The 12,392-nt window shown below is 68.2% G+C and carries 16 protein-coding genes; 10 read left to right on the top strand and 6 right to left on the bottom strand.

From position 1 onward, the window contains the following. Positions 1-107: 107 nt before the first annotated feature. The 7 genes from F6X38_RS14845 to F6X38_RS14815 all read left to right on the top strand — a co-directional run bounded on the left by F6X38_RS14845 (position 108) and on the right by F6X38_RS14815 (position 6,519). Entirely contained in the window at positions 108-1,559 is a 1,452-nt protein-coding gene (locus F6X38_RS14845) for a homospermidine synthase (RefSeq protein ID WP_150970910.1), read from the top strand. 254 nt (positions 1,560-1,813) lie between these two features. Then, positions 1,814-2,275, top strand: a complete 462-nt coding sequence (locus tag F6X38_RS14840; RefSeq protein ID WP_150970908.1) for a nuclear transport factor 2 family protein — start codon at positions 1,814-1,816, stop codon at positions 2,273-2,275. A 148-nt stretch (positions 2,276-2,423) separates the two neighbouring features. Further along, entirely contained in the window at positions 2,424-2,795 is a 372-nt protein-coding gene (locus F6X38_RS14835; protein ID WP_150970906.1) for an Omp10 family outer membrane lipoprotein, read from the top strand. A 120-nt stretch (positions 2,796-2,915) separates the two neighbouring features. Then, positions 2,916-3,977, top strand: a complete 1,062-nt coding sequence (gene hemH / locus F6X38_RS14830; protein ID WP_150970903.1) for a ferrochelatase — start codon at positions 2,916-2,918, stop codon at positions 3,975-3,977. 83 nt (positions 3,978-4,060) lie between these two features. Then, entirely contained in the window at positions 4,061-4,531 is a 471-nt protein-coding gene (locus F6X38_RS14825) for a DUF1036 domain-containing protein (protein WP_150970901.1), read from the top strand. Beyond that, on the top strand, positions 4,528-5,964 hold the full coding sequence (gene pyk / locus F6X38_RS14820; protein ID WP_150970899.1) for a pyruvate kinase: 1,437 nt from the start codon (positions 4,528-4,530) through the stop codon (positions 5,962-5,964). The genes F6X38_RS14825 and pyk overlap by 4 nt, the downstream gene beginning before the upstream one ends. Before the next feature lie 24 nt (positions 5,965-5,988). Next, entirely contained in the window at positions 5,989-6,519 is a 531-nt protein-coding gene (locus tag F6X38_RS14815) for a hypothetical protein (protein ID WP_150970897.1), read from the top strand. Positions 6,520-6,556: 37 nt separating this feature from the next. Here F6X38_RS14815 and F6X38_RS14810 read toward each other — a convergent pair whose 3' ends face one another. The 5 genes from F6X38_RS14810 to F6X38_RS14790 form a co-directional block, all read right to left on the bottom strand. Beyond that, the gene (locus tag F6X38_RS14810; RefSeq protein WP_150970895.1) at positions 6,557-7,222 is read right to left on the bottom strand and encodes a tetratricopeptide repeat protein; all 666 of its coding nucleotides are present in this window, start codon (positions 7,220-7,222) and stop codon (positions 6,557-6,559) included. A gap of 80 nt (positions 7,223-7,302) precedes the next feature. Next, positions 7,303-7,428 (bottom strand): type B 50S ribosomal protein L36, encoded by a 126-nt coding sequence (ykgO, locus tag F6X38_RS14805; RefSeq protein WP_150970893.1) that lies wholly within the window; start codon positions 7,426-7,428, stop codon positions 7,303-7,305. A gap of 120 nt (positions 7,429-7,548) precedes the next feature. Further along, positions 7,549-8,616: a 5-(carboxyamino)imidazole ribonucleotide synthase gene (locus tag F6X38_RS14800; RefSeq protein WP_150970891.1), complete on the bottom strand. Its 1,068-nt coding sequence runs from the start codon at positions 8,614-8,616 to the stop codon at positions 7,549-7,551. Then, the gene (gene purE / locus F6X38_RS14795; RefSeq protein ID WP_150970880.1) at positions 8,613-9,116 is read right to left on the bottom strand and encodes a 5-(carboxyamino)imidazole ribonucleotide mutase; all 504 of its coding nucleotides are present in this window, start codon (positions 9,114-9,116) and stop codon (positions 8,613-8,615) included. The genes F6X38_RS14800 and purE overlap by 4 nt, the downstream gene beginning before the upstream one ends. Beyond that, positions 9,113-9,316: a YdcH family protein gene (locus F6X38_RS14790; RefSeq protein ID WP_150970878.1), complete on the bottom strand. Its 204-nt coding sequence runs from the start codon at positions 9,314-9,316 to the stop codon at positions 9,113-9,115. Before F6X38_RS14790 ends, purE begins: the two co-directional genes overlap by 4 nt. A gap of 225 nt (positions 9,317-9,541) precedes the next feature. On the opposite strand from F6X38_RS14790, the gene F6X38_RS14785 reads away from it, so the two are divergent. Continuing rightward, a complete protein-coding gene (locus F6X38_RS14785) occupies positions 9,542-9,715 on the top strand; it encodes a YdcH family protein (protein ID WP_150970876.1) in 174 nt (57 codons plus the stop codon). A gap of 60 nt (positions 9,716-9,775) precedes the next feature. Here the strand turns inward: F6X38_RS14785 and F6X38_RS14780 are convergent, their stop codons facing one another. Next, positions 9,776-10,534, bottom strand: coding sequence for a sulfite exporter TauE/SafE family protein (locus F6X38_RS14780; RefSeq protein WP_150970874.1), 759 nt, complete (start codon positions 10,532-10,534; stop codon positions 9,776-9,778). Positions 10,535-10,656: 122 nt separating this feature from the next. Between F6X38_RS14780 and F6X38_RS14775 the strand changes: the two genes are divergently transcribed. Together F6X38_RS14775 and F6X38_RS14770 are read left to right on the top strand one after the other, a co-directional pair. Further along, positions 10,657-11,319, top strand: coding sequence for a thiamine phosphate synthase (locus F6X38_RS14775; protein WP_150970872.1), 663 nt, complete (start codon positions 10,657-10,659; stop codon positions 11,317-11,319). Then, a complete protein-coding gene (locus tag F6X38_RS14770) occupies positions 11,316-12,308 on the top strand; it encodes a tetratricopeptide repeat protein (RefSeq protein WP_150970871.1) in 993 nt (330 codons plus the stop codon). Before F6X38_RS14775 ends, F6X38_RS14770 begins: the two co-directional genes overlap by 4 nt. The last annotated feature ends 84 nt before the right edge of the window (positions 12,309-12,392 follow it).

The raw sequence follows: 12,392 nt of genomic DNA, 5'->3' as shown, positions 1-12,392 counted from the left end.
GCCGTTCACCGAGTTTCGACGAAACGGGGCGCGAAGCTTTCCTTCCTCGTCGAATCCCGCTAGCCCCACCCCGAGACACCGCGACCGCATCTCAAGGACCTGCCGCGATGCCCGAAGAAACCTATCCCGTCCATGCGGAGATCCAGGGGCCGATCGTCATGATCGGCTTCGGCTCGATCGGGCGCGGGACCCTGCCGCTGCTCGAACGCCACTTCACCTTCGACCGCTCGCGGTTCACGGTGATCGACCCGCGCGATGCCGATCGGGGACTTTTGGACGAACGCGGCCTGCGCTTCCTGCAGCAGTCGATCACGCGCAAGAACTACGAAGAGGTGCTGACGCCGCTGCTGACCGGCGGCAAAGGGCCGGGCTTCATCGTCAACCTCTCGGTCGACACCGGCTCGCTCGACCTCATGCGCTTCGCGCGCCGCATCGGCGCCTTCTACATCGATACGGTGGTGGAGCCCTGGCTCGGCTTCTATTTCGACGACAAGCTTTCGAATGCCGACCGAACCAACTACGCGCTGCGGTCGGCGGTCCGGAAGGAAGCGCGGAAGCATCCGGGCGGCCGCACCGCGGTGTCGTGCTGCGGGGCGAATCCCGGCATGGTGTCCTGGTTCGTCAAGCAGGCGCTTCTCGATGTTGCGGAGGAGGTCGGCCTTCAGTTCGACGAACCGAAGGCGGCCGACCGCGAGGGGTGGGCGAAGCTGATGCGGAAGGTGGGCGTCAAGGGCGTCCACGTCGCCGAGCGCGACACGCAGCGAGCCTGCGAGCCCAAGCCGATGAACGTCTTCTGGAACACCTGGTCGGTGGAAGGCTTCATCTCGGAAGGCATGCAGCCCGCCGAACTCGGCTGGGGCACGCACGAGCGCTGGATGCCGAAGACGGCGCGGCGGCACAAGAAGAAGAGCGCGCCCTCGATCTACCTGGAACAGCCCGGCGCCGCGACGCGCGTCAGGACCTGGTGCCCGACGCCGGGCGCGCAGCACGGCTTCCTCGTCACCCACAACGAGGCGGTCTCGATCAGCGACTACTATACGGTCCGCGACAAGCACGACGACGTCGTCTACCGGCCGACCTGCCATTACTCCTATCATCCGAGCAACGACGCGGTGCTTTCGCTGCACGAACTGTTCGGCGCGGCGGGCCGCATCCAGCCGACGCATCACGTCCTGACCGAGAACGAGCTGGTGGACGGCGCCGACGAGCTCGGCGTTCTCCTCTACGGTCACGAGAAGAACGCCTACTGGTACGGATCGCGGCTTTCGCTGGCCGAAGCGCGCCGGCTCGCGCCCTATCAGAACGCCACGGGACTGCAGGTCTCCTCCGCCATCCTCGCCGGCATGGTCTGGGCGCTCGAGAACCCCGAGGCCGGGATCGTCGAAGCCGACGAGATGGATTTCCGGCGCTGCCTGGAAATCCAGCGTCCCTATCTTGGCCCGGTGAAGGGCTACTACACGGACTGGCATCCGCTCTCCGACCGGCCGGGCCTCTTCAAGGAGGACATCGACGAGACGGACCCCTGGCAATTCCGGAACGTGCTCGTCCGCAACGCTTGAACGGCGCAGCCGACGCCGCTGCTGCAAAAGGTCGCAGATGCGGGAGGCTACGCGGCAGCCGACGACGCTTCGGTGCCTATCGTCTTGAAAAGGCCGACCAAACTTGTGGAAAAACAATTGCGCCTTAGATTTGAGGCGTGATCGTCTTGTGAAGGCGGGGCCCGTCGTCGCAAGATTTGCATTCGAGCGGCTTTCCCTTAGGAGTCTGCTCCTATTTTCCGGTCGGCGATCGGAATAGCCGAGGATCGATGCCCATGAGCGTGGCGGAGAGCGACGCCGAGCGCAAACGAGCCGTCCTGCGGGAAGTGCTCGGGGCTCTGATGACCGGCAGGATGGGCGTCGTGTCCCGTCATTTCGCCCCGGGACTCGTCTTCTCCAACCGAAGCAACGCCGGCATCATCGACGCACCCTGGTTCGACCGGCTCGAAGGTGATTTCCGCCTTGCCGGGGAAGAGGAGGCGCGTTCCTTCCTCAGCGAACTCATGCGCCGCGCCAAGTATATCTCCTTCGAGGAGCGCGGACTCGTCATCGAGGAGGACTCCGCTGCCTCGATCTACAACTGGACGCGCCGCGACGACAAGGACGGAACGCTGGTGACCGGGACCACCATGTACTGGTTCACCTTCACCACGGATGCGCGCATCCGCTATGTCGAGACGATCAGCTCCATCCATTCGGTGTTCCCGGTGAAGGAGCCGGCTCCGGCCGGCGCCTGATGAACGTTAGGAATTGAAGTTTTCGGTGGATGGCGGCCGCTCGCAGCGCGTGCCGGGCGGCATCGGGATGACAGGCGCGGCCGCGTTCGCTAGCGTTTTCGGAACGGCGACGCTCCCGTTTCGCCGATACTGTTCGAAGGTCGATCGAATGCGCCGGCAAGCCATCATCTGTTCCCTCCTGGCCGCGAGCGTCCTCGGCGCCTGCACCACCTCCCGGCAGGCGGAGGTCGTGCCGGTGGAGCAGCCCCGCGGCATCGACGGAAGCTGGTCGTCGGTCGGCGGCGCGGTCGCCTACAACGCCAACTTCTCGGCTGGCCGCTTCACGTCGACGGAAGCCAATACCGGCGCCATCCTCGCCGAGGGCACCTATCGCAACCTCGGTCCCGGCCAGGTGACGATCGATTACACCTCGCGCGTCCGGGGTACCCGCGTCGCCGCCAACTGCAACCAGGTCGAGCCGAACCGGCTCGCCTGCGCCTCCTCGAACGGCAGCCGCTTCGAGTTCAGCCGCCGCGCCTGACAGCCGGAGGCCCGCCCGCATAAAACGATCGCTGCTGGGCCTGGAGTCATTCCAGCCTCGGCGGCGGTGCTTATATCGTGGCGGAAGCGGTCCTGGACCGCCCTCCACCAAGGCTCGTTCATGAACATGCATTCGCCGCCGCAGAGCGGTCGCGGGATCGGACCCCTGCCGACGAACCATCCGCCGGTGCGGGCGCGCAAGGTCGGGGTGTTGCTCGTCAATCTCGGCACGCCCGACGGCACCGGCTACGCGCCGATGCGGCGCTACCTGAAGGAATTCCTGTCGGATCGCCGCGTCATCGAGTGGCCGCGCGCCGCCTGGTATCCGATCCTCTACGGCATCGTGCTCAACACGCGGCCGAAGAAGTCGGGGCGGGCCTATGATCTCATCTGGAACACGGAGCGCGACGAGTCGCCGCTGCGCACCTTTACGCGGGCCCAGGGCGAGAAGCTGGCCGCGCGGATGTCGGGCGAGGCGGAGGTCGTCGTCGACTGGGCGATGCGCTACGGCACGCCCTCGATCGCGGAACGGATCGACGCGCTGCAGGACACCGGCTGCGACCGCATCCTGATCTATCCGCTCTATCCGCAGTACTCGGCTTCCACCACCGCGACGGTGAACGACAAGGCCTTCGAGCACCTGATGGGCAAGCGCTGGATGCCGGCTGTCCGGACCGTGCCCGCCTATCACGACGACCCGGTCTATATCGACGCGCTCGCGCGCTCAATCGAGAAGCACCTGGGCAGCCTCGACTTCGAGCCGGAGCGGGTGATCGCCTCCTATCACGGCATCCCGCAGAGCTATTTCCGCAAGGGCGACCCGTACCATTGCCACTGCCAGAAGACCTCGCGCCTCCTGGAGGAGCGGCTCGGCTGGCCGAAAGGGCGGTTGATGACCACCTTCCAGTCCCGCTTCGGGCCGGAGGAATGGCTGCAGCCCTATACGGACAAGACGGTGGAAGCGCTCGCCGCGCAAGGCATTAAGCGGGTGGCGGCGCTCAATCCCGGCTTCGTGTCGGACTGCCTCGAAACGCTGGAGGAGATCGCCGGACAGGTCGCGGAAAGCTTCCTCCATCATGGAGGGGAGCGCTTCGCGCATATTCCGTGCCTCAACGACAGCGAGGAGGGCATGGACGTGATCGAGGCGATGACGCGTCGCGAACTGCGCGGCTGGGTCGGCTGAGACTTCGTTGACACGGCTATCCGTGCGGCGGAAAATCGAAGCGCGATCCTGACGCGATATCGCGCGAACTCTAGGGCCTATCGATGCTGCCACGACCGCTCGAGGGATGGCGCCGCGCCGGCGCGCCGCTGGCGCTTGCCGTTCTCGGCTTCCTTTTCGCCGCGCCGTTCACCTCGGGGGCGGCGCGGGCGGACTTCCGGGTCTGCAACGGCACGCAGTCGCTGGTCGGCGTCGCCGTCGGCTACCGCGCGGAAGCGGGATGGACGGCGGAGGGCTGGTGGCAGATCCCCGCGACGACCTGCAAGTCCGTCATCGAAGGGCCGCTGTCCTCGCGCTACTACTATCTCTACGCCGAGGATCAGGACGGCCGCGGCCTCTGGGCCGGGGGCGTCAACTTCTGCGTCGCGGAGAAAGAGTTCAAGATCGCGGGCGTCAAGGATTGCTTCGCACGCGGCTTTCAGAAATTAGGTTTCCGCGAATACGACACCGGCGAGCAGGGGAGCTGGATGGTTCAGCTCACCGAGGCGCCGCGGGGAGATGCGACCACGCCATGAGACGCAACCGCCGGGTCAAGATCCTCGCCACGCTGGGTCCCGCCTCCTCCGAGGAGCGGATGATCCGCAGCCTGCACGAGGCCGGCGCGGACGTGTTCCGCATCAACATGAGCCACACCGACCACGACCTGATGCGCGAGCTGGTGCGCCGCATCCGCTCGGTGGAGGCCGAGGTCGGCCGGCCGATCGGCATCCTCGCCGACCTGCAGGGCCCGAAGCTGCGCGTCGGCACCTTCACCGACACCGCGGTCGCCCTCGAAGCCGGGCAGGAATTCACCCTCGACGACAACCCGGCGCCAGGCGACGCGACGCGCGTGCACCTGCCGCATCCCGAAATTCTCGAAGCGGTGAAGGCCGGGCATCGCCTCCTCATCGACGACGGCAAGCTGCAGCTCGTTGCGACGGAAGCGGACGGCAAGCGCGTCAAGTGCAAGGTCGTCGCCGGCAACCGCATCTCGAACCGCAAGGGCGTCTCGCTGCCGGACACGACGATCGGCAGCGGTGCGCTGACCGAGAAGGACCGCCGCGACCTCGACGCGGTGCTGGAATCCGACGTCGACTGGGTGGCGCTTTCCTTCATCCAGCGCCCCGAGGATCTGGCGGAGGCGCGCAAGGTGGCGCGCGGGCGCGTCGGCCTGATGTCGAAGATCGAGAAGCCGCAGGCCGTCGAGCGGCTGGACGAGATCATCGAGCTGTCGGACGCCCTGATGGTGGCGCGCGGCGACCTCGGCGTCGAGATGCCGCTGGAGCGGGTGCCCGGCATCCAGAAGCGCATCACGCGCGCCGCCCGCAAGGCCGGCAAGCCGGTGGTGGTCGCGACGCAGATGCTGGAATCGATGATCACCGCGCCGGTGCCGACCAGAGCCGAGGTCTCGGACGTATCGATCGCCGTCTACGAGGGCGCCGACGCGATCATGCTCTCGGCCGAATCAGCCGCCGGCCAGTATCCGATCGAGGCCGTCTCGATGATGAGCCGGATCGCGGAAGCCGCCGAGCGCGATCCCGTCTATCCGGGCATCATCACCGCGCAGCGCCCGGACCCGGAGCCGACCGGAGCGGACGCCGTCTCGCTGGCCGCCCGGCAGATGTCGGAAACGCTGCGAGTCGCGACGATCGTCACCTACACCGCGACCGGCACGACGGGCCTCCGGACGGCGCGCGAGCGCCCGCAACTGCCGATCCTCGCGCTCTCGCCGGTGCTCGCCACGGCGCGCCGTCTGGCGGTCTGCTGGGGCCTCCACTGCGTCGTGACGAAGGACGAGGAGTCGATCGACGCGATGATCGACACGGCCTGCAAGATCGCGGCTGAGGAAGGCTTCGCGCGGGCCGGCGAGCGGGTGATCATCACGGCCGGCGTGCCGCTGAAGATCCCCGGCTCCACCAACATGCTCCGCATCGCTCACATCGGCTCCGACGGCCTGTCGGCGGTGTAGCCCGCGGCCCGATCGACCGCCGTCGTGCGGCCGGAACGGCGCGATCCGGCTCCCGCCGCCGCGGCGGCCCAGATCGCGTGGCGCTGCTTCGTCTCCGCGGTGTTCGTCTCGGCGATCACGGGGCTCGCCGTATCCGCGATCCTCGCCGTCGTGCTGCTGATCCCATCCCTGGGATCGGAAGGTGGTGCTGCGGCGACAGTGTCCGGAGCGGTGCTGATGAGCTTGTTCTGGTTTGCCGTCGGCAGCGTCGGCGGGGTCATCCTCGCCGCCTTGCCGACATTCCTGCTCGGCTTCGGCATGACGCTGCTGGCGGTGCTCCGGCCGTTCGTGCGCCATTGGCTCGCCTGGGCGATCGTTGGCGGGACATCCGGCTTCTTCCTGATCGAACTGTCCCTGGTATTTCCGCCGCACACCACTACCGACGATCTCCTCGGCCTGCGCATGCTTCTCGTACCTGTCGGGGCGTTGCACGCATTGTGCTTCCGATACCGGACCCTTCCGCAAGCCGAACGCCTCTGGCAGTTCGTGGCAGCCGAGATCGGCCGCGAGGATTAGAACCGTCGACGGACTCCTTCCCGTCGATGTGCGGGCGTCAGAGCGCCTGCCCAGCCATCTCCTCCGACAGGCGTCCCACCGCGTCCTGCGCGCCTTTCAGCGTCGGGTAGATTTCCAGCACCTTGAGATAGGTCTGGAGTGCCTGCGGCTTGCGGTCGGTCTCTTCGAGGATCGCGGCGAGGCCCATCAGCGCACCGAAATGGCGGGGTTCGCGCTTCAGCGTCTCGCGGATGTCGTCCAGCGACTGGCTGTACTGGTCGGCGCTGTAGTTCAGCGTCGCCCGGCGGTTCCAGGCTTCGGCATAGTCCGGGTCGAGGAGGATCGCCTGATCGAGGAAGTCGAAGGCGGCGGCGTTATCCTGCTTGCCGACCGCCTGCGTCGCGCGCTGTACGAGAAGATCGACGGTGGCGCTGCCGCTGTCGGCCCATTCGGCCCCGATCCGGTTGGCGATCGTCTCCGCCTTCGCGGCCGAAGCTTCCTGCCGAAGCTGCGCGAAGAGGTCGTCGAGGCGCTTCGCCCGCGCGCCGGGTTCCTCGACGGCTTTCAGCGGCGTGCCGCTCGGCTGCTGTCGCGAGGGCGGGCGAGGGGATTCGGCGGCAGGAGGACGCTTCGTTTCCGGCGTCGGGCCGGTGATCTGCGCTACGGCGATCGAGCCGAAGCCGAGCGTGGAAACGAGGAGTGCCAAAACGAGAACGGCGCGCATGCGAGGGAACCTAGTCCCGGCATGCGCGCCGTTCAAATCGAAATCCACGTGATCGGCCGCGGGAGCGCGGCCGGCCGGCCTCAGCCCTGGCGGGCCTTGAAGCGCGGGGCTTCCTTGTTGATGATGTAGATGCGGCCCTTGCGGCGCACCATGCGGTTGGCGCGGTGACGGCCCTTCAGGGTCTTCAGCGAGTTCTTGATCTTCATGGGGCTTCGCTCCTTCCTCCGGCTCGGCCCGGAGGGCGCGCCGTCCAATGAAAAGCGCGCCATCTCTGGCGCGCCGATTGGGCACGGGAATTAACCGCGCCCGGGCTTCGTGTCAATATTCTACGGGCGCACGATCCGCGTCACGTGCCCCATCTTGCGGCCCGGCTTCGCCTCGCCCTTGCCGTAGACGTGAAGGACGGCGTCCGGGTCGGCGAGGAGCGCCAGCGCGCCGTCGATCTCGGCCCCGATCAGGTTCTCCATCACGCAGTCCGCATGCCGCGCCGCGGACCCGAGCGGCAGGCCGGCGATCGCCCTGACGTGCTGCTCGAACTGCGAGACGAGGCACACCGCCTCCGTCCAGTGGCCGGAATTGTGGACGCGTGGCGCGATCTCGTTGACGAGAAGACCGTTTGTCGTCGCGAAGAACTCCACCCCGACGACCCCGACATAGTCGAGATGTTCGAGGATGCGCGCCGCGATGTCGCCGGCCTCCGCCGCGAGGGCCGCGGTCACCCGGCCCGGCACCGTCGAACGCTTCAGGATGCCGAGCGAATGGACGTTCTCGGCCGGATCGTAGCTGGCGACCGCACCGTCCTGCCCGCGCGCCGCCACCACCGAGAGCTCGAACTCGAACGGCACCTTCTTTTCGAGGATCGCCGGCACCGAGCCGAGGCTCTCGAACGCGTCGGCATGCGGGCTCCTCTGGCGGATCGTCGCCTGTCCCTTGCCGTCGTAGCCGAAGCGCCGCGTCTTCAGGATGCAGTCGCCGCCGAGCTCCTGGAAGGCGTGGTCGAGTTCCTGGACGTCGTCCACCGCCCGCCACTCGGCGGTCGGGATGCCGATGCCGTTCAGAAACGCCTTCTCCACCACGCGGTCCTGCGCGACTTCGAGCGCCTGCGGCGGCGGGAAGACCGGCACCCGCGCGGCCAGCGCCCGCAAAGGCTCCACCGCGACGTTCTCGAACTCGTAGGTGACGACGGCGGAGGCGTCCGCGAGGCGCCCCAGCGCGCCCGGATCGTCGTATGGCGCGGCGATCACCTGGTTCGCGACCTGGGCTGCGGCGCAGTCGGGGTTCGGATCGAGCACGGCGACGCGAAAGCCGAGGCGTGCGGCGCTCAAGGCCAGCATGCGGCCGAGCTGGCCGCCGCCGATGATGCCGATCGTCGCGCCGAGCGAAAGCGCGCTCATGGCGCGGCCGTTTCCGCCGGGCGGGCCGCCAAGGCTTCGGTCTGCCGGGCGCGGTAGCTGTCCAGCCGCGCCGCCAGCGCGTCGTCCGAAAGCGCCAGCACCGCGGCGGCGAGAAGCGCGGCGTTCACCGCGCCCGAGCGCCCGATCGCGAGGGTCCCGACCGGCACGCCGGCGGGCATCTGCACGATGGACAGGAGGCTGTCCTGGCCGGACAGCGCTTTCGATTCCACCGGCACCCCGAAGACGGGGAGGGGTGTCAGCGCCGCTGCCATGCCCGGCAGATGCGCCGCGCCGCCGGCCCCGGCGATCACCACCTTGTAGCCCGCGCCCTTCGCGCCTCTGGCGAAATCGAACAGCCGCTCGGGCGTCCGGTGCGCCGAGACGATCAGCGCCCGGTGCGGGATGCCGAGCGTTTCCAGCACGTCGGCGGCGTGCTTCATGGTCGGCCAGTCGGACTGGCTGCCCATGATCACGGCGACGTCGGCGCGAGGCTCGCTCACGCGATGATGTCCGGCAGGATCTGGTCCTCGATGTCCTGCAGCCGGTCCTTCACGGCAAGCTTCTTCTTCTTCATCCGCTGCACCTGCAGGCGGTCGCAGCCGACCTTCTCCATCGCGTCGATCGCGGCGTCGAAATCGGCGTGCTCCTGCCGCAGACGCGCGGCGAGCATGCGGAGCGCCGCCTGTTCCTGATCGGCCATTCGCTTCCCCTCGGCCTCGGCCCGCGATGCGCCGACGGCGTCGCGGGGTCCGCTAAAATTATCCGTGATCGATTATCAGCACGGGCGCTGTAGTGGAACAGGAAGCCATGACAAGGCGTCGACGGGTCCCAGGTTTTGTGACACGTTCGTCATCGTGAGGTCCGCGATTGTGGAGTGAGGCGAAGAACGGGCTTCGCACGAAACACGAGATCGAAAGGAGCGATCATGTCTTTGGACGGGCATCTGACTACGCTGCAGCAGAAACATGCGGCGATCGAGGCCGAACTCGAAGCGGCGAGCCTCCGCCCTGCGACGAGCGACAATGAAATCCGCGACATGAAACGGCGCAAGCTGCAACTGAAGGACGAGATGGAAAGGCTGCGCGCGAAGCAGCACTAACGGAAATTCGCGCAGCGGACGCGGCGGCTCCCGACGCCGCGTCCGTCGCTCCGCCGCCGCTCAGGCGGCGAAATGCCAGATCCCGTCGAAGACGAGCTTCAGACCGACCGGAATCAGCAGCGAATAGGTGACGAGGTAGAAGCGCTCGCGCGGCACCCGTTTCACCAGTTGGACGCCGACCAGCGTCGCGAGCGGCGCCAGCGGCAGGAGAACCGCCGAGGTGGCGAGGTTCTCCGAAGAGAACTGCCCGAGCAGGAAATACGGAATCAACTTCACGAAGTTCGTCGCGGCGAAGAAGATCACCGTCGTTCCGGCGAACAGCGCCGGCTCCAGCTTCAGCGGCATCACGTAGACCTGAAAGGGCGGCCCGCCGGCATGGCTGACGAAGCTGGTGAAGCCGGCGACGGCCCCCCAGAAGAAGCCCTTCGGTCGGCTCGCCGCTTCCGGTTCGATCTTGTGACGGCCCGAGAAGAACCATTGCACGGCGAAGACGAGGCAGAGCCCGCCGAGCAGCAGCCGCACCGCCTCCTCCGAGGTCGCCGCCGACGTCGCGTAGCCGAGCGCGATGCCGAGCATCGACGCCGGCAGGATCAGCCGCAGCACTTGCCGGTCGTAGATGCCTCGCCAGGCGAGCAGCGCCACCACGTCCATCACGATCAGGATCGGCAGCATGACGCCGGCCGCCGTCACCGGCGAGATCGCCAGCGCCATGATCGGCACGCCGACCATCGAGATCGACCCGCCGAAACCTCCTTTGGACAGACCGACGAGGATGACCGCGGGAATCGCGGCGGCATAGAAGAGCGGATCGGTGATCATCGGCTGGCGACAGGCGGGAACGCGGCGGCTGGAGCGCGGGGAGGGCGAGCGCCGATAGGCACGGGCGGGACCCTGTGCTATTCGCCGCTCGTTTCCGTCGAGCCTATCAACTTTCAAGTGCCATGCGCCAGGATTTCGTCCGCCCCCGTCTCGTGCTCGTCACCACGCCGCTTCCCGATGGGGCCGCCGGCGTCGCGGCACTGCGCGCGGCGCTGGAGGCGGGCGATGTCGCGAGCGTCCTGATCGATCCCGCCGGCCGGGCCGAGGCCGCCTTCCAGCCCTTCGCCGAGGATCTCGCCGCGCTTTGCCGCGACCGCGAGGTGGCGGCCGTCGTCGCCGGCGACACGCGCGCCATGGGCCGCGCCAAGGCCGATGGCCTGCACCTCGCCGGCGGCGATCTCGAAGCGCTGGGCGATGCGATGCGGCGTTTCGCGCCGCGCTCCATCGTCGGCGCCTCGGGCTTCCGCACCCGGCACGAGGCGCTGGAAGCCGGCGAACTCCTGCCCGACTACATGATGTTCGGCGAGCCCGGCGAGGATCGCGCCCCGTCGCCGGGCGCCAATGACGCCGCGATGGCCGAATGGTGGGCGGAGATCGTCGAGGTTCCCTGCGTGCTCCTCGGCGGCAGCGATATCGAGACGTTGCCGGAAGCGGTCGCGACCGGGGCGGAATTCATCGCGCTGTCCGCCGCCGTCTTCACCGATCCCTCGCCGGCGGCGGTGGCGGTGAAGGTCGCCCGCGCCAACGCGCTCCTCGACGAGGCGTCGGAAAGCCTCGCCGCATGAGACGGCTCGTCGTTCTGCTGGCGGGCCTCCTCTCGGCTTGGCCGGCATCGGCGCAGAAGGCGCCGCAGGACTTGTCCACGCAGAAGCCGCCGGAGGCGCGCACCCTGCCGACGCCGACCGCTGCGCCGCGCGACGAGGCACCCGCCGACGCGGCGACGCCAGCCCGCGACCGCGCCTACGGCGCGCTGCAGCGTGGCATGTACCTGACCGCCCTGCAGCTTGCCCTGCCGCTCGCCAAGCTCGGCGACCCGGTGGCGCAGACCCTGCTCGGCGAGATCTACGGCCGCGGCCTCGGCGTCCCGCGCAGCGATGCGGAAGCGGCGCGCTGGTACGGCGCGGCCGCCGCGTCCGGCAATCCGGACGGCCAGTTCCGCTATGCCCTGATGCTGCTCGACGGCTCGGCCGGCCGCACCGACCCGGCGGCGGCGCGCGACCTGATGAAGGCGGCGGCCGACGCCGGTATTCCGCTCGCCGCCTACAATTTTGGCCAGATGCTGATCGAGGAGTCGCCGGTCGCGGGCTTCACGGAGGCGCTGCCCTATTTCCAGAAGTCGGCGCAGGCGGGCGTGTCCGACGCGCAATACGCGATGGCGCAGATCTACGCCTACGGGCGCGGCGTCAGCCAGCCGGATATACCGAAGGCGAGGGCCTATCTCCTCGCTTCGGCGCGCGGCGGCAACGTCACGGGACAGGTCGAGTTCGGCATCTGGCTCATCAACGGCAAGGGCGGCCGGAAGGATGTCGCGGCGGGAGCCGGCTGGCTCCGCCGCGCCGCGGCGCGCGGCAACCCGATCGCGATGAACCGGCTGGCCCATCTCTACAAGGACGGCATCGGGGTCGCGGCCTCGAAGGTCGAGGCCGGCAAATGGTCGGTGCTGGCGAAGCGCGCCGACAACGACGACGCGTCGCTGGACGACTTCTTCCGCAAGCTCGACGACGACACGAAGAAGGCGGCGCTGGAAGCTGCCAACAAGTTCCGCCCGAGTTGAGCCATCCGGCATCGGCGCTTGAAGCGCCGAGCCGATTGTGGTTCTGAAGCCGCTCGCCGGACGCCTCGCCTCCGCCTTCCCATG

This window comes from Plantimonas leprariae, from assembly GCF_008802405.1.
GTDB classification, from domain to species: domain Bacteria; phylum Pseudomonadota; class Alphaproteobacteria; order Rhizobiales; family Rhizobiaceae; genus Plantimonas; species Plantimonas leprariae.
The sequence above is the reverse complement of the archived record's forward strand: the minus strand, read 5'-3'. Positions and strand labels throughout refer to the sequence as shown.

Coding starts and splice junctions, on each gene's coding strand:
- F6X38_RS14770 (WP_150970871.1), top strand. CDS start 11,316: ATGAGACGGCTCGTCGTTCTGCTGGCGGGCCTCCTCTCGGCTTGGCCG.
- F6X38_RS14790 (WP_150970878.1), bottom strand. CDS start 9,316: ATGGCCGATCAGGAACAGGCGGCGCTCCGCATGCTCGCCGCGCGTCTG.
- F6X38_RS14785 (WP_150970876.1), top strand. CDS start 9,542: ATGTCTTTGGACGGGCATCTGACTACGCTGCAGCAGAAACATGCGGCG.
- pyk (WP_150970899.1), top strand. CDS start 4,528: ATGAGACGCAACCGCCGGGTCAAGATCCTCGCCACGCTGGGTCCCGCC.
- F6X38_RS14810 (WP_150970895.1), bottom strand. CDS start 7,222: ATGCGCGCCGTTCTCGTTTTGGCACTCCTCGTTTCCACGCTCGGCTTC.
- F6X38_RS14800 (WP_150970891.1), bottom strand. CDS start 8,616: ATGAGCGCGCTTTCGCTCGGCGCGACGATCGGCATCATCGGCGGCGGC.
- F6X38_RS14835 (WP_150970906.1), top strand. CDS start 2,424: ATGCGCCGGCAAGCCATCATCTGTTCCCTCCTGGCCGCGAGCGTCCTC.
- ykgO (WP_150970893.1), bottom strand. CDS start 7,428: ATGAAGATCAAGAACTCGCTGAAGACCCTGAAGGGCCGTCACCGCGCC.
- F6X38_RS14780 (WP_150970874.1), bottom strand. CDS start 10,534: ATGATCACCGATCCGCTCTTCTATGCCGCCGCGATTCCCGCGGTCATC.
- F6X38_RS14825 (WP_150970901.1), top strand. CDS start 4,061: ATGCTGCCACGACCGCTCGAGGGATGGCGCCGCGCCGGCGCGCCGCTG.
- hemH (WP_150970903.1), top strand. CDS start 2,916: ATGAACATGCATTCGCCGCCGCAGAGCGGTCGCGGGATCGGACCCCTG.
- F6X38_RS14775 (WP_150970872.1), top strand. CDS start 10,657: ATGCGCCAGGATTTCGTCCGCCCCCGTCTCGTGCTCGTCACCACGCCG.
- F6X38_RS14840 (WP_150970908.1), top strand. CDS start 1,814: ATGAGCGTGGCGGAGAGCGACGCCGAGCGCAAACGAGCCGTCCTGCGG.
- F6X38_RS14845 (WP_150970910.1), top strand. CDS start 108: ATGCCCGAAGAAACCTATCCCGTCCATGCGGAGATCCAGGGGCCGATC.